Raw genomic sequence first — 16,361 nt, 5'->3', positions numbered from 1 at the left:
GGCCCGAGCCACGGTGTCAGCCGGGTGAGCCGATGAACCCGAGCACCAGGTCGGCGACCTTGTCGGGTTGTTGGAGCTGCAGGAAGTGGCCGGCGTGTTCGACGATGGCGACCTCGCTGCCCGCGGGCAGCACCTTTTCCGCCCAGCGCGCGAAAGCCGGTGTCATGCAACCGTCGTCGCGGCCATGCAGGTACAGGCACGGCAGCACGGGTTCTTCGGTCCACAACTGGTTCAGTTGCGCGTACTGCGCCGACGGCCGGGTGTTGCGAATGGTGGCACGGTAGGGTCCCAGCGCCGCACGCCAACTCTCCGGCGCCCCGATCGCGGCGTCGACGTGACGCAAATCCTCATCGGCGCGGTAGCCGGGCGACCACCGCCGCCACAGCAACGGCAACACCCAGGATGCGGAACGCTCAGGTAGCCAAGGCAATTGGAAGTACATGATGTACCAGCTGCGAAACACCTGCCGTGCGAGATGGGCGGCCAGCCGGCCGCGCTCGCCCGCGCCACCACTGTGCCTTCGGAACGCCGCCGACGGCGGGACCGACATGATCACCGCCTTGGTGAACGGGCTGTCGGGCATCGCGGCCAGGCCGGTGCCGGCGATCGCGCCCCAGTCGTGGCCGATGATGACGTCGTTCTCGGTGCCGCCCGCCGCCTCGCGCACGCGCAGGGCGTCGTCCATCAGCGCGCCTACCTGATAGCTGCCGTCGGCCGGGATCGACGACGGCGCGTATCCGCGCATGAACGGCGCGATCACCCGCCAGCCCGCCTCGGCGAGCCGGGGGGCGATTTTGCGCCAACCGTAGGGCGTGTCGGGAAAGCCGTGCAGGCACAGCGCGATGGGTCCGCCTTCCGGCCCCCAGGTGAGGGCCTTGAGGCCCCCCGCAGAGCCGGTCGCGTCGATCCAGCCCGGTTCAGCCATGTCCACTCCCTGCTCGACGTCTCCGCAGGGATCAACCTAACCTGTGCGGTCCCACGACGCACCGACCCTGGTGGATACGGTGTCAAACCGACACTGTGCGAGCGGTTTTCACCGTTGCAGCGCGGCGGCTCGCTCCAGCTCGGCGACGATAATCTTGCGCATGCCATACATCGCGTTGGTGGCCGCCGCCGCCCGGGTGCGATCGGGATCGCCGATCAGTTCGTAGACCCGGTCCGGGACAACCTGCCAGCTCACTCCGAAGCGGTCTTTGAGCCAGCCGCATTGCGATTCCTCGCCGCCGTCGGTCAGCCGGTCCCAGTAATAGTCGACCTCGTCCTGGTCCTTGCAGTGGATCGTGAAGGACACGGCTTCGTTGAACTGGAAGTGCGGACCGCCGTTGATCCCGATGAAGCGGGCGCCGTCCAGCACGAAGCTGCCGGACAGGACCCGGCCGGGTTCGCCCGGTCCCGCGTCGGTGGTCTGATTGAAGCCCTCGACGTGGGAGTTGGGGAACACCGAGGTGTAGAACCTGGCGGCCTCCTCCAGGTTGTCGTCAAACCACAACGACGGGGTGATCGATGGCATATCGGTGGCCTCCTCGATGGCTCGTTGGTCTCTGCCCTTGGATAGACCCCGCCACCGACGAAAACTCACCGCTCGTCCACCCGCGCAACAGTGCTTAACCGGCCTATGTAACGTCAGATCGCATGAATACCGTCAGCAGCGGTCCCGAGACGGTGGAGTTTGCCGGCGCGGGAAAGATCACCCTGGTCGCCGACGAGTGGAACCGTGGCTCCGACGGCGCCGCGCGACCAAGCATTCTGATGTTGCACGGGGGCGGCCAGAACCGGTTTTCCTGGAAGAACACCGGCCAGAAGCTGGCCGATGAGGGGCTGCACGTGGTGGCGCTGGATTCGCGGGGGCACGGAGACAGCGCTCGTTCTCCCGACGCCGACTACGAAATCGAGACGCTCACGTCCGACGTCATGCGGGTGCTCGACGCGATCGGCCGGCCGGTGACGATCATTGGGGCCAGCATGGGCGGGCTGACCGGCATCCTCGCCGCTCACCGGGCCGGGCCGGCCAAGGTGACCCGGCTGGTGCTCGTCGACGTCGTTCCCCGATTTGAAAAGGGCGGCAGTGCCCGCATCCGCGACTTCATGTTCAGTGGCCTCGACGGCTTCGACTCGCTGGAGCAAGCCGCCGACGCCGTCGCCGCCTACCTGCCCTACCGAAGCAAGCCGCGCAGCCCCGAGGGGCTGAAGAAGAACCTGCGCCTGCGCGACGGCCGCTGGTATTGGCACTGGGACCCCGCGTTCATGACCAAGCCCGGCGACGATCCCGAACTGCGCACCGAGAGCTTCGAGCAGGCCGCCAAGAACCTGACCATCCCGGTCTTGCTGATCCGCGGCAAGCTGTCCGACGTGGTGAGCCCCGAGGGCGTTCGGCATTTCCTGGCCACCGTGCCCCGCGCCGAGTTCATCGAGCTCTCCAATGCCGGGCACACCGCTGCCGGCGACGACAACGACGCCTTCAGCGACGCGGTGGTCGCATTCGTCAATCGGCGCTAGCTGATGGCGGCGACCCGTCCCCCAGCTTCGCGGGGGTACCCCCAGCGCCCGGCGCCGCCGCGCTCGCGATCGCCGCTAGTTCGCCGGCTTCTCGGCGTGGCCGCCGAACTGCTTGCGCATCGCCGAGAGCGCCTTGTTGGCGAAGTCGTCCAGTGAACGCGAAGCGAAGCGGGACTGCAGCGCGGTCGTCAGCACCGGCGAGGGGACGCCCTCGTCGATCGCCGCGATGGCGGTCCACCGGCCCTCCCCGGAGTCGGAGACCCGTCCGGAGAACTCTTTGAGTTCGGGCGATTCGTGCAGCGCGATCGCCGTGAGATCCAGCAACCAAGAGCCGATGACGCTGCCGCGCCGCCACACCTCGGCAACCTCGGGAATGTCGAAGTCGTACTGATAGAACTCGGGGTGCTCCAGCGGAGCGGTTTCCGCGTCACCTTCCTGCACCTGCTTGCCGATGTCGGCGTTGCGCAGAATGTTCAGCCCCTCCGCGAGCGAGGCCATCATGCCGTACTCGATGCCGTTGTGCACCATCTTCACAAAGTGCCCGGCGCCGGAGGGTCCGCAGTGGAGATAGCCCTGTTCCGACCGGGCGACCTCGCCATCGCGTCCGGGCGTGCGGGCCGCGGCGTCGACCCCCGGTGCGACCGTGCTGAAGATCGGCTCGGCGTGCAGGAAGGCCTCGTCGTCGCCGCCGATCATCAGGCAGTAGCCGCGTTCGCGGCCCCACACGCCGCCGCTGGTGCCGCAGTCGAGTAGGTGAATGCCGTTCTCCGACAGCGTTTTCGCGTGGCGAATGTCGTCGCGGTAATAGGAGTTGCCGCCGTCGATGACGATGTCACCCGACTCCAGCGTCTTGGCCAGTTCCTCGATGACACCCGTCGTGATGGTGCCGGCCGGCACCATCACCCAGACAACCCGCGGCGCGGTCAGCTTCTCGGCGAGCTCCTGCAGCGAGCCGACCCCGGTGGTCCTCTCCTCCCCCGCCATCGCCTTGACCGCGTCGGGGTTGTGGTCATAGACCACACATTCGTGTCCGCCCTTGACGACGCGGCGGACGATGTTCGCGCCCATCCGGCCGAGGCCGATCATCCCAAGCTGCATCGTGGGTGTCTCCTTACTGTTCGTTGGGCTTGCTACGCGGCAGCCACGGCTCGTGCCAGCTGTGGTGACCGCGCACCAGCGCCTGTGCGGCCTCGGGTCCCCACGAGCCCTGGTCGTAATGGCGGATGCGGCCCGGCTTGTCCAGCACGGGCTGCACGATTCGCCACGTCTCCTCGATGGCATCTTCGCGGGCGAACAACTGGCGATCTCCGTTGAACGCGGCGTAGAGCAACCGCTCGTACGGCCGGACCGGTTCGCCGAGATCCTCGGCGAACGACGAATCCAGGTGGACGTCGTGCCACGAATCGCCGACCTGAGCCGACAACTGCAGGCGCATCCCGGGATCGGGGTCGATGCGCAGCACGATCTGGTTGCACTCGGGCGGCCGGCGGTTGGGCAGGAACGAAAATCCCGGGACGTGGTGCAGGAACATCCGGACCTCGGTCACCTTCTCCGGCAACGCCTTTCCGGCCCGCAGGAAGATCGGCACCCCCGCCCAGCGCCAGTTGTCGATCTCGGTTCGCAGCGCGATGTAGGTCTCGGTGGTGGAATCCTTTGCCACACCGGCGACATCGGTGTAGCCACGGTACTGTCCCCGGACGCAACGCTCCGGATCCAGCGCCGGCATCGCACGGAAAACCTCGGCCTTCTTGTCGTTCAGGTCGTCGGCGCCCGCGCCGACGGGGGGCTCCATGGCGACCAGGGCAAGCACCTGCAGCAAATGGTTTTGTACGACGTCGCGCAGTGTGCCCACCGCGTCGTAGAACTTGCCGCGGTCTTCGATGCCGAAATCCTCGGCCATGGTGATGTGGATTTCGGAGATGCTGTCGCGGTCCCACAGCTTGGCGAGCCCTTGGTTGGCGAACCGCAGGTATTGCAGCTCTTCGACGGGTTGTTTACCCAAAAAGTGGTCCACACGCAGGATTTGGTCTTCATCGAGCACCGCGCGCAGCCGCTCGTTGAGGTCGCGCGCCGAGTCCAGGTCGTGGCCGAACGGCTTTTCGACCGCCACCCGCGCGCGCTCCAGCAGGTCGGCTTTGGCCAGATTCTCCACGATGGGGGCAAACAAGGCCGGCGGCATCTCGAGGTAGTAGAGCGGGTGGGAGTCCGCAGGGATCTTCTTGGCGAGTTGTTTGTAGAGACCGGCGTCGGTGACGTCGCCGTGCAGGTAAGACAGCCGCTCCGCCAGCCGGTCGAAGACGGCTTCGTCGAACGCCTCGCCCGATGCCTTGACGGCGTCGCGGGCCCTGTCCTGCAGCTGCTCGATCGTGATGTCGTCACTGGCGACGCCCACGATCGGATGGTTCAGCATGTCGCGGCGCTCGAGCCGGTACAACGCCCGGAACGTCATCTTGCGGGCCAGATCACCGGTGATTCCGAAGATCACCAGCAGGTCAGATGGTTTACTGTCGTCCTCGGCCAAAACCGCTCCTCCCGAAAGTCACCTGATCCGGCTCCTTTGAGATCACTACCCGCGGCTGGCGGAGTCCACACTAGACACTGCCAATAGGGCCGACAACCTGACTGGCCCGCGGTCTTGAAAGGATGGCCGCATGGCTGACCCGCTGCACCTCACGGTCTACATCCTGGCCGGAATTGCCGCGATCGAAGGTGTAGCGCTGATCGTGCTGTGGCGGTTGCTGGTGCGTAGCCAGCAGGAGCTCGACGAGATGCGACAGCGAATCGATGCCCGCACCCAGCTGCTGTCGGGCGGTCGCGAGGCCGTCAAGAGGGTCTGGAATACCGCCAACCTCATGCGCAAGGAAGGTTTCGGCGCGGCGGTGCGCAGCAGCATCGAAGACCTGGCGGACTGGGCCGAAGTCGAACGACCCGACCTCGCCCGCGTCACCCCGGACGGCCGGGTGGTGATCTTGTTCTCCGACATCGAGGAATCCACCAAGCTCAACGAGCGGATCGGCGACCGCGCGTGGGTCAAGCTGATCAGCTCGCACGACAAGCTGGTCTCTGAACTGGTGCAGCGGCGGTCCGGTCACGTGGTGAAGAGTCAAGGCGACGGATTCATGATCGCGTTCGCTCGCGCCGAACAAGCGGTGCGCTGCGGTATGGATCTGCAGCGCGCGTTACACAGGGAGGCAAACCGCAAGCGGCACGAGGAGATTCGCGTTCGGATCGGCATCCATATGGGCCGTTCGGTGCGTCGCGGCGATGATCTGTTCGGCCGCAACGTCGCAATGGCCGCCCGCGTCGCGTCACAAGCGGTCGGCGGCCAGATTCTGGTGAGTCAGCCGGTGCGAGACGCGCTTTCCGATTCCGACGGCATTCGGTTCGACGACGGCCGCAATGTCGAGCTGAAGGGATTCTCGGGCACCTACCGGTTGTTCGCCGTCGAGGCCCCGGCCGATTCAGACTCGGACTAAGCGCCTTGCCCGTTGTATTCGGCCAACCGCTGATGCAGGCGGTCCCGGACCTCGTCCGCGGTGTATGCACGTCGTTTGCGTTGGTCGCGAACCACCAGCACGCCCCCGGCGACGACGCCGGCCGCACCGGCCAGTCCCACCCACTTCCACACATTGCGCATCGCACCAGGCTATGCGCCGCCGAGTCGTTATGCCCCAATTGTGATTGACTTGTGTGCCCGCAACGTACGGTGCCGCATTGAGCGGCTCGTACCGCCGGGCTCACAATTGCGACGACATTGGCGAAAACCGTAACGGCGGACGGGTTTACACGACGATGCTCACCTTGAACCAGGCGCTCGAAGAGACCAGGACCGGTGATCTGTGGCTGTTTCGCGGCGGTTCGGGACCCGACCGCGCCATCCAGACGTTGACCAACAGCCCGGTGAACCATGTCGGCATGACGGTGGCGATCGACGACTTGCCACCGTTGATCTGGCACGCCGAACTGGGTGACAAGCTCGTCGACTTGTGGACCGGAACGAATCACCGCGGCGTGCAACTCAACGACCTTGCGCAATCCGTGCTGCAGTGGTCGCAGCGCTACCACCAACGGTGCTGGCTACGTCAGCTCACTCCGCCGGCCGATCGCGAGCAAGAGAACAAGTTGCTGCGCGTGATCGCGCGGATGGACGGCACCGCGTTCCCCACCACCATGCGCCTGACCGGCCGTTGGCTGCGTGGCCGGCTACCCAACGCGTACGACTGGGTGCGCGGAATCCCGTTGGTGGACAGTAAGGTTCGAGAGTCGATGGAGCGACGCAAAGAGCGCCAGCGGCTCGGCCTGGAAGCGGCGTACTGCGCGGAGACGGTGGCCATCACCTACGAGGAAATGGGCTTGCTCACCACCGAGAAGTACTCGAACTTCTTCGATCCGGGCTCGTTCTGGAGCGGCGACAGGCTTCCGCTCACACCGGGTTACGCCCTGGGCGGCGAAATCGAGATCGCGGTCGGCTAGTCGAGGATTAGTCGACCGCCATTTCGCCCATCTTCGACCAGCCCGTGGCATCGATGGTCTGGTTGATGATCTTGGGCGTGGACTTCAGCGCCTGCGGGACGTCTTGGATGAAGCGCTTGAAGTGGTCGCTGTTGACGTGGATGGCGCCGGCCTCGTCGTCGCGGAACGCCTCCACCAAGACGTACTCCGTCGGGTTGTCCAGGCTGCGCGACCACTCGAACCACAGATTGCCTTCCTCGGCCCGGGTCGCCGCGGTGAACGACGCGACTAGGTCTTGCCAGCGGTCGGTCCACTCGGGTTTGGTCTCGAACTTGACGACGATGAAGATCATTGCGGCCCGCCTCGGTTCGCTAATACCAGTTACGCCCGCCCGATCTCCGCGGGCAGCGCCAGCCTATCCGGCCAGCGGTGGGCGCCGCGGGGGCGTTCCCGCGGCCAACGTCCGGCGTAGTTTGCTTACGTAATGGCTAGAGCAAAGTGTGCTCATGCGTCACAAATGACACATGAGCACACCTCGACCGCACGCCTGATAGTGGCGTAGCTCACAAATCAGCAATTTGCGGCGATATTTCACTTTCGGAAAACATTATCCCCGGCGCCCACAGCACAGGAATGCCTCACCATTATCAGAGCGAGTCTGTGCTGTATTTGTTATTAATTCGCAATTCCTGCGTTCCCGGAATAACCGTATTTCAGGCAACCGGTGGGGGCGGTTCCGCCGGCGCCGCAGCGTCGATCAAAACGGGCGGCGGCGGGGCATCCGGCGCTGGGGGGGCCGGCGCATCCGGCGCAGGCGGCGGCGGAGCGTCAGCCGGGGGCGGCGGAGCGTCCGGCGCGGGTGGCGGAGCGAACAGAGGCGGCGGCGGCGCGCCCTCGTCCGGTGCCATCGGAAGGAACATATGGTGGGTGAATCCGGCCTGGTAGGCGCCCGCACCGCCGATATGCACGCCGCCACGCTCCCCGCTGGAGACGGACGTTCCATCCGGCAACGTCACCGCGGTGTGGCCACCGTTCCAGCCGATGACTACGGCGTTGGGGGCGGTTCCATATTGGAAGCCGCGCGCCAGTAAAGCGCCCTCTTCGTTTCCGGTGTTGAATCGATTACCAAATACGGGCCTGTCAGTCGCTGCATTCGCAATCCACGACGCGAGTCCCGAACAATCGGTACCGGCGGGTGAATCTCCACCCGCGATATACGGCGTGCCGGAGACCTGGCTGATCAACGACATCAAAGTTGCAATAACGACCATGGGCAGCGAGGCTAGCAATAACAATTATCGTGAACCAAAATTTGTGGCGCACGTCATTCCTCGCACGGCCAATGACCTGCGCCGCACGTAGAGCAAATTGATTACACCTCGATATATTTCCCGCAGCTAATACCTGCGCTTCAGGCATGTCGGCTTGGCAGCTTCCGGCAGGGAGCTTCCCAACGGTTAGGCGGGATCGCCCCCTCGTTCGCTGAGCGCCGTCTCACGATCGACATCAGCCTGCTCCCGCTTTGCGCGTGCTCGCAGCCGCTTTCCCTGTTCGTCCACCCGGCGCAGCCGCTCACGTTCGCGCTCCGCGGACGTGCCCTCACGTTCGTCCGCGCGCTGCTCGCGTTCGTCCGCCAGCCTCTCGCGGTCGTCCGCTATTCGCTCACGTTGGTCGGCGACCCGGTCTCTTCTGCCCGCCTGGAATTCGCGTCGTTTGAGTTCGGCCTCGCGGTGGACGAGGGTCTCTTCGCGCTCATCAAGCTCGTGAGCCCGGCGCTCCAGCTCCGCGGGCGGCTCGGCGCGGTCCTCAATGGCCACAGTTCACCCTAAGCTTTAGCGATTCGACCCGCCCAGGGCGCACCCGGTGGTGGCAGACCCGGTCAGATCGGCGTCCATACCCCGTTGTTCCAGATTCCCCAGTTGCCGGCGCCGGTCGGATTCCACATCATTTGCGCTCCGGGCGCCCAGGCCGGTTGAGGTGGCTGCGGCGGAGCCCATGGCGGTGGAGGTCCCCACGGCCCCCAGCCCGCCGGGGCAGACGGTCCGCCCGGGTGTTGCCAGTCGTGGCACTGATGCCAGTCCCAGTCCGAGACGTTGCCCCAGGCGGGGTTCCATGGATCACCCGGGCACCAGTGACCGGTAGGCGGCGGGGCCGGGGCCGCCTGGGCGACGATGCCGCCGGCAAGACCGAGAGCGGACAGCGCCGCTGCGCCGCCCACCATCACGGTCATCGACCACCGCACCGCCCGCTTGAAAGTCGCCATCACCTAAGAATTTCCCTCGGCGACCATCCGGGCAAGTAGTAATCGGATTCAAAAGTGCCATGCTCACACTCCGAACTTGGCCCGCGCCTCCTCGGTCACCGGAGTGAACAGGTTGACCAGGTTCCCATCGGGGTCCCGGAACAACAACGCGCGGTTTCCCCACGGCATCGTGGTCGGCGTCGTCATGACCTCGGCCACGTGCTCGCGGAGCCGCTCGTATTCGGAGTCCACATCCTCGACGATGAACTCCACGATGACGCTGCGGTTGGCCGCGGGCTCGGCCGACCCGGCCCCAAACAACGGAACGGTCTTGTCGCTGCCTATCGCCAGCGTGCCGACCGGCGTCGGGATTTCGGCGAACAGCTCGTTGCCCCAGATCGCGGAGACCCCGGTGACCATCTCGTAGAAACTCACGAGCCGGCTGACGTCGGCGGTGATGATTCTGGTCGAAACGAACTTCATGCGGTCTCCCTCGCGCTTACCCGGTGCGTATCTGAGCACCGAATGCTAAACGCGGGCTCCGACAAGTTCTTGGCGCCAACTCCCGATCTGCCTCCAGCGGGCGCCCAGCTGCTATCCGGCCGAGCCGGCGTTGCGCTTGTCGAAAAACTCCGTCCACGAGGCGACCTGAGGATTTTTCTTGAGCAGAGCCCGGCGCTGGCGCTCGGTCATGCCGCCCCATACGCCGAATTCGACCTTATTGTCGAGCGCCTCGGCCCCGCACTCTCTCATCACCGGGCAGCGACGGCAGATGACCGTAGCCTCACGTTGCTTGGCACCGCGCACAAAGAGTGCGTCCGGGTCTGTTCCACGACACAGCGCCTTGGAGACCCAAGCGCGGTCGTTCTCGGCCGCCGCGTTTTTTACGAGCGCAAGGTTTGTGGGCCGCGCGGCCCGCTTCTCTGCTGACAACGAGCTATTCCTTCGTCCAGGCCGCCCGCGAAATACGAGACCGCCTCACACCTGTTGCTGGGATGTGTGCCACATCGGCCCGTACGTGTGACTTGACCCATGCCTAAGTTAGGCGAATCGGTATCGATTGCGCAACCAGATTTTGGCACGGTCGTACCTTTTTCAGCGGCCGAGGGCCGCCCAAGATGGTGAACCCGAAAGTCGACCACGTCGGACGGCCCCTCGTCACGACCCGCTAGACGACATTCATCCGCCGACCGGACGCCGTGCCGTCTGCGCTCCCGTCACTTCATCCAAAAAGCCGTGTCGCATCAGTGCCTGCTCTACGGTCGTCAGATGGGCGCCCGGGACGCCGTCATGGCGGGTATTGCCAAGCAGCTCGGCCATCCACGTGGTCTGCGCGGACGGCTGGTGGGTGCGGCGCTCAATCGGGGCAACCGGCGCTTCGTGAGCGCGGCCGCGCGAGCGCTGCAACCTGGTGAAGCGTCGAGGGTGGCCGATGTCGGGTTCGGTGGCGCAGTCGGGCTGAAATTTCTGCTTGACAGTGTCGGTCCGTCGGGCAGTGTTCATGGCGTCGAGGTGTCGGAGACGATGCTGCGCCAGGCCGCAGGACGCTACCGTCGCGAGATCGCAACCGGGCGGCTGTCGTTGCATTCCGGGTCCATCACGCAGTTACCGTTTCCCGATGGGGCATTAGACGGCGCCATTACCGTCAACACCATCTACTTCGTCGCGGAGCTCGACCAAGCGTTCACAGAGCTTGCCAGGGTGATAAACAGCCGGGGTCGACTCGTCATCGGACTTGCCGACCCCGATGTGATGGCAAAACTGCCATTTACCGGACACGGCTTTCAGCTCCGTCCGGTGGCGGACGTGATCGACACGCTTCGCAGCACCGGTCTCATAGTGGAACACCGTCAGATCAGTGAAGACGACAACGCGCCGCACCTGCTGATCGCCCACGCCGTCGCGTGAAACTTCGTGAACGAGTGTGGGATTCGATCGAGGCTGACTTTCGTCGTCGATCGAGAGGGGCCGCCCCCGCCTGGGAAGCGAGATCAGAATCAGCGTGAAGCGGCTTTGCCACAAGACGCTGTTTGAAAGCGGAATTCGACCCCCTCGCATCGGCTTCCGACAGTTATCGCTTGGCAGCAGCACCGACTGCGTCGGTGCCAGAGGGTTGACACGGACCCCATCGGGTTATCCACCGCAGGTTGAGGTCCGATCAGCTTCACCCGCCTAGATTCAGGAGTCATCCATGGCCGATCCCGATGCCGCAGCGATGCAAGCGACGCGCGCTAACTGGATCAGTGAGCACCTAGAGATCTACCTGACTTCCCGGGGCGCGCAGGGCCACATCTTCGACCTCACTGCGGTCGGAGGACGTGAGATGACGACGCACTGCTTGATCAGGTGCGTGGGCCGAAAGTCGGGGAAGGCTTACGTCACGCCGTTAATCTACGGCAACTTCGGTGGCGAGATCGTGATCGTCGCATCAAAAGGCGGCGCCGATACGCATCCGGATTGGTATTTGAATATCTTGGCGTCCAAGGCAATCGGTGTGCAGATCGCGACCCAGGCGTTCGAGGCCACCTGGCGCGAGCCCGAAGGCGAAGAGCGTCATCAGGTCTGGGCCTACATGGCGCACCTGTACCCGCCGTACATCACTTGTCAGAAGTTGACGAGCCGCCAGATCCCCCTGGTGATGCTGACGCTCGGAAGACCGATCGACGTGTTCACCGCGCAGGATTCGCAATAACGCGAATGGCGTTGCCGCTACACGTGAACCGGAACTCGACCACGTCGCGTCATCGATAAACGTCACGGCGGTGCCCGATATGGATGACTCTGACGATTACTCGGTCATCGAAAATTTGGTATATGACCCGGAATTCGCCACGCCGGGCGGAATACCTGCCCTCGAGTTCATCGCGAAGGGGCTTGCCAACGCGGTAGGGGTTTTCCGCCAGCGGGCCGCGAATGAACTCCCAACATGCGACAGCGACGGGCTCGGGCAGGTATTCCGTCAGCGCCCGCATCGCAGCCTTGGTCAGCTCGATCCGGTAAGTCACCGAGGCAGCCGCCCGGCGGCGCGCATCTCCTCGGTTACCTCGTCCAGTGTGAAGATCTCGTCGTCTTCCTCAGCCGCTCGCACATCGCGCATCAACTCTTGATCGCTGAGGATGTCGAGCGTTTCCATGATCGAGTCGTAGTCGTCCGCGCTCAGAATCACCGCAGCCCGCCGGCCTTGCCGAGTGACCTCGATCCGCTGATGGGTACGTACCGCTTCATCGACGAGCTTCGATAGGTTCGCTCGAACCTCGGCCAATGGAAGCGTCGTCATGTACAGAATTCTAGCGTGATCCTCGATAACGGCCACGCACTGAACAGTGAACTGGAATTCCATGATCCCCTGACGATCTGCATCGGGATCACGGAACGTCGAAGTAGTCGCGCCAGGCGGTGATCTTGTCGCCCTCTACCTCGAATGCGCCCATACAACGCGCTGAAATTTTGTTGCCGTCGTACACCATCTCGTCAATACGCTCGGTCAACACAACGTTGCCGTTGACGGCAATGTTCACAACCCGCAAGTCAGCTGATTCCATTCGTCGGACGTAGCCCTCGACGGCCGCCCTGATTTCGGCGTGTCCGCGGTGAGCGCCTGCCGCACTTTTAGCCGGTGCACACAATGCGGCTGACTAGACGTTGAAGCGGAACTCCACCACGTCGCCGTCGGCCATGACGTAGTCCTTGCCCTCCATGCGGACCTTGCCGGCGGCCTTGGCCGCCGCCATCGAGCCGGCGGCGATCAGGTCGTCATAGGAGACGATCTCGGCCTTGATGAAGCCCTTTTCGAAATCGGTGTGGATCACGCCGGCGGCCTTCGGCGCGGTGTCGCCCTGGTGAATCACCCACGCGCGCGCCTCTTTTGGGCCCGCCGTCAGATAGGTCTGCAGTTTGAGGGTGTGGAATCCAGCTCGCGCCAACGCATCTAGCCCACGTTCGGTTTGGCCGATGGACTCCAGCAGCTCGGCGGCCGACTCGTCGTCCAGCTCTTGCAGTTCGGCCTCGATCTTCGCGTCGAGGAACACCGCATCGGCCGGTGCGACCATGGCCGACAGCTCGGCCTTGCGGGCATCGTCGGTCAGCACGGCTTCGTCGGCGTTGAACACGTACAGGAACGGCTTGGTGGTCATCAGGTTCAGTTCGCGCAGCAGCGACGTGTCGGCACCGGCACCGAAGAGCGTCTTGCCGGTGTTGAGCACGGCCTCCGCGGCGACGGCCGCCTCGTGCACGGGCTTGCGGTCCTTGTTGTTGCGGGCCTCCTTCTCCAGCCGCGGGACCGCCTTTTCGAGGGTCTGCAGGTCCGCGAGGATCAGCTCGGTCTCGATCACCTCGATGTCGGAGCCCGGATCGACCTTGCCGTCGACGTGCACGACGTCGTCGTCGGCGAAGACCCGCACCACCTGGCAGATCGCGTCGCACTCGCGGATGTTGGCCAGGAACTTGTTGCCCAGCCCGGCCCCTTCGGAGGCGCCCTTCACGATTCCGGCAATGTCGACGAACGTCACCGGCGCCGGCACGACCTTCTCGGAATCGAACATCTCCGCCAGCTTGTCCAGCCGAGGGTCGGGCAGCGGGACGACGCCCTCGTTGGGCTCGATCGTCGCGAACGGATAGTTGGCCGCCACCACGTTGTTCCGGGTCAGCGCGTTGAACAAGGTCGACTTGCCGACGTTGGGCAAACCCACAATTCCCAGGCTCAGGCTCACGGGGAACCAAGTCTAGGTGTCTCGGCGCCGGTCGGCGCCGGGGACCGTTGGTCACCGCCGAGGCGCACCCCGGCATGGCACGCCAGGATCCCTACGAGGTATTTACGGGCCTTTCGGCCCATTCCCGGTACGGTCTACATGTGTCAGCACAGCGGGCAAGTTCGACGGTGGAGGGTGCTCACCGGTCGATCCACCCAAACATCCCAGGCGTGCCCTGGTACGCAGCGCTGCTTATCGCCGTCACCGCGACCGCCATCGGCTACGGCATCGACGCTGGTCACAAAGAGCTGACCCACGTCTTCGCCGGCTTCTATATAGCCGGCTGCGTGGCGGCGGTGCTGGCGGTGCGCCAGGACGGCATCTTCACGACGATCATCCAGCCGCCCCTGATCCTATTCGCCGCGGTCCCGGGCGCCTATTGGCTGTTCCACGACGCCAAGGTCGGCCGCCTCAAAGACCTGCTGATCAACTGCGGCTACCCGCTGATCGAGCGCTTCCCGCTGATGCTGGGCACCGCCGGTGCCGTGCTGGCGATCGGGCTGGCCCGCTGGTATTTCGGAAACGGCTACAAGAAAACCACCACGACGAATGCCTCCGAGGACGCTTCGGGCGGCGCCAGTGTCGACGTCAAGTCCTTCTTCAACGGCATCGTCGCCAAAGCGCAGTCGGCGCTGCAGCCCGATGACGACGCGGAGAACGCCGAAGACACCGCCGGTTCCCGCCGCGGCCGCAGGTCGGGGTCTTCGTCGAGGACCCGCGGCACGACACGCACCACGCGTTCGGCTCGCACCCGCTCCCGGCATTCCCGCGAGTCTTTGGGCGAGGGATCTGAACCGGCCGAGCGGCCCGATCGCGAACGACGCAGCACCCGGCGCGGCGCCGCCTCGGCCCGCGATTATGACGCCACCGAGCCGCCCCGGCGCCCGCGCCGCCGGCCCCGGCCGGACGCCGACCCCGATTCGCGCGGCCAAGCGCCCCGGGAACCCCGTCGCGAACCGCGCACGCGCCGCGATCCCTACGAGCGGCCCACCCCGCGGAGCAGCCGTTTCGACGGTCTCGAGTCCTACGGCGACCGATATGACCCGCCGAGCGGCACCAATTACGGGAGCCGCTACGAGAGCCGCGAGCCGTACCAGCCGTCCTACGAACCGAGGCGCCGGCGGCCCCCGTCAAACGGCTCCAACACGACCCATCACCCCATTTCGCAGGTCCGCTACCGGGGCTCGGGCTCGCAAGACCCGCCGCGCGAGCCACGCACCGAGCGCCGCAGCCGCTCGCGGACGCCCGGACGGCCACCGGCGGAATCGTGGGAGTACGACGTCTAGTGACGATCGCAAGCGCGGCGTAGCCGGGCGTAGCGGGTCGTCACCATCGCCCGAGGCGCCGCGCGGCCCCTAGCGAACGGACCGGATCTCGCGCGGTAGAGCGAACACCAGGGTCTCCTGCGCGGTCGTGACCGGCTGCACCACGTCGAAGCCGCACTCGGCGAGCCGTGCCAGCACGCCCTCCACCAGGACCTCGGGGACCGATGCCCCTGAGGTGACGCCCACGGTGGTGACGCCTTCCAGCCACGCCGGGTCGATGTCGTCGGCCCAGTCGACCAGGTGCGCGGCGGCAGCCCCGCCACCGAGCGCCACTTCGACCAGCCGCACCGAATTCGATGAATTGCGCGACCCGACGACGATCACCAGCTCACACTCCGGCGCCATCGCCTTGACCGCGACCTGCCGGTTCTGGGTTGCGTAGCAAATGTCGTCGCTGGGCGGGTCCTGCAGCTTCGGGAACCGTTGCCGCAGCCGCTCGACGATCTCCATGGTCTCGTCTACCGACAGGGTCGTCTGCGACAGCCACACCACCTTGTTCTCGTCGCGCACCGTCACGTTGTCCACGGCGGCGACCCCGTCGACCAACTGCACGTGGTCGGGCGCCTCACCGGCGGTGCCGACGACCTCCTCGTGGCCCTCGTGGCCGATGAGCAGAATGTCGTAGTCGTTGCGCGCGAATCGCCTGGCCTCGTTGTGCACCTTGGTCACCAGCGGGCAGGTCGCGTCGATGGTGTGCAGGTTCCGATCGGCGGCCGCGGCGTGCACCGTGGGGGCGACACCATGCGCGGAGAACACCACGATCGCGCCCTCGGGGACCTCGTCGGTCTCCTCGACGAACACGGCACCGGCCTTCTCCAGCGTGGTGACGACGTGGCGGTTGTGCACGATCTCGTGACGCACGTAGACCGGTGGGCCGTGCTTTTCCAATGCGCGCTCCACGGTCTCCACGGCCCTGTCCACGCCGGCGCAATAGCCGCGCGGTTCGGCCAGGAGCACTCGCTTACGGACTGGGTCGCCGGCTGCCGATCGCGCTGGTCCTCCCACACGGCCGGGAATCCCCATGTCGATAGTCGGCGGCATGCCGTCCAGGGTACTGACTGCCGACACAGGGTTGCCAGCTCGCGCCGGTGGGCTTGG

General features: G+C 65.4%; 22 protein-coding genes. 6 read left to right on the top strand and 16 right to left on the bottom strand.

Annotation, left to right across the window (positions count from 1 at the left end):
- Window positions 1–16: 16 nt before the first annotated feature.
- A complete protein-coding gene (locus AC5Y4T_RS16920; RefSeq protein WP_499954404.1) occupies window positions 17–925 on the bottom strand; it encodes an alpha/beta fold hydrolase in 909 nt (302 codons plus the stop codon).
- Window positions 926–1,033: 108 nt separating this feature from the next.
- Window positions 1,034–1,510, bottom strand: a complete 477-nt coding sequence (locus tag AC5Y4T_RS16915; protein ID WP_499954403.1) for a VOC family protein — start codon at window positions 1,508–1,510, stop codon at window positions 1,034–1,036.
- A 122-nt stretch (window positions 1,511–1,632) separates the two neighbouring features.
- Here AC5Y4T_RS16915 and AC5Y4T_RS16910 point away from each other — a divergent pair, with 122 nt between their 5' ends.
- Window positions 1,633–2,496, top strand: a complete 864-nt coding sequence (locus tag AC5Y4T_RS16910) for an alpha/beta fold hydrolase (protein ID WP_499954401.1) — start codon at window positions 1,633–1,635, stop codon at window positions 2,494–2,496.
- Window positions 2,497–2,571: 75 nt separating this feature from the next.
- On the opposite strand, the gene gnd is transcribed toward AC5Y4T_RS16910, so the two are convergent.
- Both gnd and AC5Y4T_RS16900 read right to left on the bottom strand, forming a co-directional pair.
- Window positions 2,572–3,594: a phosphogluconate dehydrogenase (NAD(+)-dependent, decarboxylating) gene (gene gnd, locus AC5Y4T_RS16905; RefSeq protein ID WP_499954399.1), complete on the bottom strand. Its 1,023-nt coding sequence runs from the start codon at window positions 3,592–3,594 to the stop codon at window positions 2,572–2,574.
- Window positions 3,595–3,607: 13 nt separating this feature from the next.
- A complete protein-coding gene (locus AC5Y4T_RS16900) occupies window positions 3,608–5,017 on the bottom strand; it encodes a glucose-6-phosphate dehydrogenase (protein WP_499954397.1) in 1,410 nt (469 codons plus the stop codon).
- Window positions 5,018–5,147: 130 nt separating this feature from the next.
- Between AC5Y4T_RS16900 and AC5Y4T_RS16895 the strand changes: the two genes are divergently transcribed.
- On the top strand, window positions 5,148–5,972 hold the full coding sequence (locus AC5Y4T_RS16895; protein WP_499954395.1) for an adenylate/guanylate cyclase domain-containing protein: 825 nt from the start codon (window positions 5,148–5,150) through the stop codon (window positions 5,970–5,972).
- Here AC5Y4T_RS16895 and AC5Y4T_RS16890 read toward each other — a convergent pair.
- The gene (locus tag AC5Y4T_RS16890) at window positions 5,969–6,133 is read right to left on the bottom strand and encodes a hypothetical protein (RefSeq protein WP_499918322.1); all 165 of its coding nucleotides are present in this window, start codon (window positions 6,131–6,133) and stop codon (window positions 5,969–5,971) included. The genes AC5Y4T_RS16895 and AC5Y4T_RS16890 overlap by 4 nt on opposite strands.
- A gap of 155 nt (window positions 6,134–6,288) precedes the next feature.
- Here AC5Y4T_RS16890 and AC5Y4T_RS16885 point away from each other — a divergent pair, with 155 nt between their 5' ends.
- On the top strand, window positions 6,289–6,969 hold the full coding sequence (locus AC5Y4T_RS16885) for a guanylate cyclase (RefSeq protein WP_499918989.1): 681 nt from the start codon (window positions 6,289–6,291) through the stop codon (window positions 6,967–6,969).
- 7 nt (window positions 6,970–6,976) lie between these two features.
- Here AC5Y4T_RS16885 and AC5Y4T_RS16880 read toward each other — a convergent pair whose 3' ends face one another.
- The 6 genes from AC5Y4T_RS16880 to AC5Y4T_RS16855 form a co-directional block, all read right to left on the bottom strand.
- On the bottom strand, window positions 6,977–7,300 hold the full coding sequence (locus AC5Y4T_RS16880; protein ID WP_499954393.1) for a putative quinol monooxygenase: 324 nt from the start codon (window positions 7,298–7,300) through the stop codon (window positions 6,977–6,979).
- 361 nt (window positions 7,301–7,661) lie between these two features.
- Window positions 7,662–8,219 carry a peptidoglycan endopeptidase gene (locus tag AC5Y4T_RS16875; protein WP_499918324.1) on the bottom strand — a complete coding sequence of 186 codons (558 nt, stop codon included), beginning with the start codon at window positions 8,217–8,219 and terminating at the stop codon, window positions 7,662–7,664.
- A gap of 186 nt (window positions 8,220–8,405) precedes the next feature.
- Window positions 8,406–8,765: a hypothetical protein gene (locus AC5Y4T_RS16870; protein WP_499954391.1), complete on the bottom strand. Its 360-nt coding sequence runs from the start codon at window positions 8,763–8,765 to the stop codon at window positions 8,406–8,408.
- A gap of 62 nt (window positions 8,766–8,827) precedes the next feature.
- The gene (locus AC5Y4T_RS16865) at window positions 8,828–9,211 is read right to left on the bottom strand and encodes an Mtp family mycobacterial-type pilin (RefSeq protein WP_499954389.1); all 384 of its coding nucleotides are present in this window, start codon (window positions 9,209–9,211) and stop codon (window positions 8,828–8,830) included.
- Between the two features lie 63 nt (window positions 9,212–9,274).
- Window positions 9,275–9,673, bottom strand: coding sequence for a VOC family protein (locus AC5Y4T_RS16860; RefSeq protein WP_499954387.1), 399 nt, complete (start codon window positions 9,671–9,673; stop codon window positions 9,275–9,277).
- A 111-nt stretch (window positions 9,674–9,784) separates the two neighbouring features.
- A complete protein-coding gene (locus AC5Y4T_RS16855) occupies window positions 9,785–10,123 on the bottom strand; it encodes a WhiB family transcriptional regulator (protein WP_499954385.1) in 339 nt (112 codons plus the stop codon).
- A 336-nt stretch (window positions 10,124–10,459) separates the two neighbouring features.
- Between AC5Y4T_RS16855 and AC5Y4T_RS16850 the strand changes: the two genes are divergently transcribed.
- Window positions 10,460–11,098, top strand: a complete 639-nt coding sequence (locus AC5Y4T_RS16850) for a methyltransferase domain-containing protein (RefSeq protein ID WP_499954383.1) — start codon at window positions 10,460–10,462, stop codon at window positions 11,096–11,098.
- A 283-nt stretch (window positions 11,099–11,381) separates the two neighbouring features.
- Window positions 11,382–11,882, top strand: coding sequence for a nitroreductase/quinone reductase family protein (locus AC5Y4T_RS16845; RefSeq protein WP_499918330.1), 501 nt, complete (start codon window positions 11,382–11,384; stop codon window positions 11,880–11,882).
- Window positions 11,883–11,931: 49 nt separating this feature from the next.
- Here the strand turns inward: AC5Y4T_RS16845 and AC5Y4T_RS16840 are convergent, their stop codons facing one another.
- From AC5Y4T_RS16840 to ychF, 4 genes are all read right to left on the bottom strand, one after another.
- On the bottom strand, window positions 11,932–12,162 hold the full coding sequence (locus AC5Y4T_RS16840; protein ID WP_499954478.1) for a type II toxin-antitoxin system RelE family toxin: 231 nt from the start codon (window positions 12,160–12,162) through the stop codon (window positions 11,932–11,934).
- Window positions 12,163–12,191: 29 nt separating this feature from the next.
- Window positions 12,192–12,467 carry a type II toxin-antitoxin system Phd/YefM family antitoxin gene (locus AC5Y4T_RS16835; RefSeq protein ID WP_499954476.1) on the bottom strand — a complete coding sequence of 92 codons (276 nt, stop codon included), beginning with the start codon at window positions 12,465–12,467 and terminating at the stop codon, window positions 12,192–12,194.
- 88 nt (window positions 12,468–12,555) lie between these two features.
- Window positions 12,556–12,816, bottom strand: a complete 261-nt coding sequence (locus AC5Y4T_RS16830) for a limonene-1,2-epoxide hydrolase family protein (RefSeq protein WP_499954381.1) — start codon at window positions 12,814–12,816, stop codon at window positions 12,556–12,558.
- 9 nt (window positions 12,817–12,825) lie between these two features.
- Window positions 12,826–13,899: a redox-regulated ATPase YchF gene (gene ychF, locus AC5Y4T_RS16825; RefSeq protein WP_499954379.1), complete on the bottom strand. Its 1,074-nt coding sequence runs from the start codon at window positions 13,897–13,899 to the stop codon at window positions 12,826–12,828.
- 140 nt (window positions 13,900–14,039) lie between these two features.
- On the opposite strand from ychF, the gene AC5Y4T_RS16820 reads away from it, so the two are divergent.
- A complete protein-coding gene (locus AC5Y4T_RS16820; RefSeq protein ID WP_499954377.1) occupies window positions 14,040–15,224 on the top strand; it encodes a DUF6542 domain-containing protein in 1,185 nt (394 codons plus the stop codon).
- 69 nt (window positions 15,225–15,293) lie between these two features.
- Here the strand turns inward: AC5Y4T_RS16820 and AC5Y4T_RS16815 are convergent, their stop codons facing one another.
- Window positions 15,294–16,304, bottom strand: coding sequence for a 4-hydroxy-3-methylbut-2-enyl diphosphate reductase (locus AC5Y4T_RS16815; protein ID WP_499918335.1), 1,011 nt, complete (start codon window positions 16,302–16,304; stop codon window positions 15,294–15,296).
- Between the last annotated feature and the right edge of the window lie 57 nt (window positions 16,305–16,361).

It is taken from the genome of Mycobacterium sp. NGS11 (assembly GCF_059813315.1).
This window is presented reverse-complemented; position numbering and strand designations above follow the sequence as displayed.

Excerpts from the sequence above, each read along its gene's own strand:
- AC5Y4T_RS16895 (WP_499954395.1), top strand. The coding sequence starts at position 5,148 with ATGGCTGACCCGCTGCACCTCACGGTCTACATCCTGGCCGGAATTGCC.
- AC5Y4T_RS16840 (WP_499954478.1), bottom strand. The coding sequence starts at position 12,162 with ATGCGGGCGCTGACGGAATACCTGCCCGAGCCCGTCGCTGTCGCATGT.
- AC5Y4T_RS16880 (WP_499954393.1), bottom strand. The coding sequence starts at position 7,300 with ATGATCTTCATCGTCGTCAAGTTCGAGACCAAACCCGAGTGGACCGAC.
- AC5Y4T_RS16835 (WP_499954476.1), bottom strand. The coding sequence starts at position 12,467 with ATGACGACGCTTCCATTGGCCGAGGTTCGAGCGAACCTATCGAAGCTC.
- AC5Y4T_RS16850 (WP_499954383.1), top strand. The coding sequence starts at position 10,460 with ATGGGCGCCCGGGACGCCGTCATGGCGGGTATTGCCAAGCAGCTCGGC.
- AC5Y4T_RS16865 (WP_499954389.1), bottom strand. The coding sequence starts at position 9,211 with ATGGCGACTTTCAAGCGGGCGGTGCGGTGGTCGATGACCGTGATGGTG.
- AC5Y4T_RS16915 (WP_499954403.1), bottom strand. The coding sequence starts at position 1,510 with ATGCCATCGATCACCCCGTCGTTGTGGTTTGACGACAACCTGGAGGAG.
- AC5Y4T_RS16875 (WP_499918324.1), bottom strand. The coding sequence starts at position 8,219 with ATGGTCGTTATTGCAACTTTGATGTCGTTGATCAGCCAGGTCTCCGGC.
- AC5Y4T_RS16920 (WP_499954404.1), bottom strand. The coding sequence starts at position 925 with ATGGCTGAACCGGGCTGGATCGACGCGACCGGCTCTGCGGGGGGCCTC.
- AC5Y4T_RS16845 (WP_499918330.1), top strand. The coding sequence starts at position 11,382 with ATGGCCGATCCCGATGCCGCAGCGATGCAAGCGACGCGCGCTAACTGG.
- AC5Y4T_RS16815 (WP_499918335.1), bottom strand. The coding sequence starts at position 16,304 with ATGCCGCCGACTATCGACATGGGGATTCCCGGCCGTGTGGGAGGACCA.
- AC5Y4T_RS16910 (WP_499954401.1), top strand. The coding sequence starts at position 1,633 with ATGAATACCGTCAGCAGCGGTCCCGAGACGGTGGAGTTTGCCGGCGCG.
- AC5Y4T_RS16860 (WP_499954387.1), bottom strand. The coding sequence starts at position 9,673 with ATGAAGTTCGTTTCGACCAGAATCATCACCGCCGACGTCAGCCGGCTC.
- AC5Y4T_RS16885 (WP_499918989.1), top strand. The coding sequence starts at position 6,289 with ATGCTCACCTTGAACCAGGCGCTCGAAGAGACCAGGACCGGTGATCTG.
- AC5Y4T_RS16890 (WP_499918322.1), bottom strand. The coding sequence starts at position 6,133 with ATGCGCAATGTGTGGAAGTGGGTGGGACTGGCCGGTGCGGCCGGCGTC.
- gnd (WP_499954399.1), bottom strand. The coding sequence starts at position 3,594 with ATGCAGCTTGGGATGATCGGCCTCGGCCGGATGGGCGCGAACATCGTC.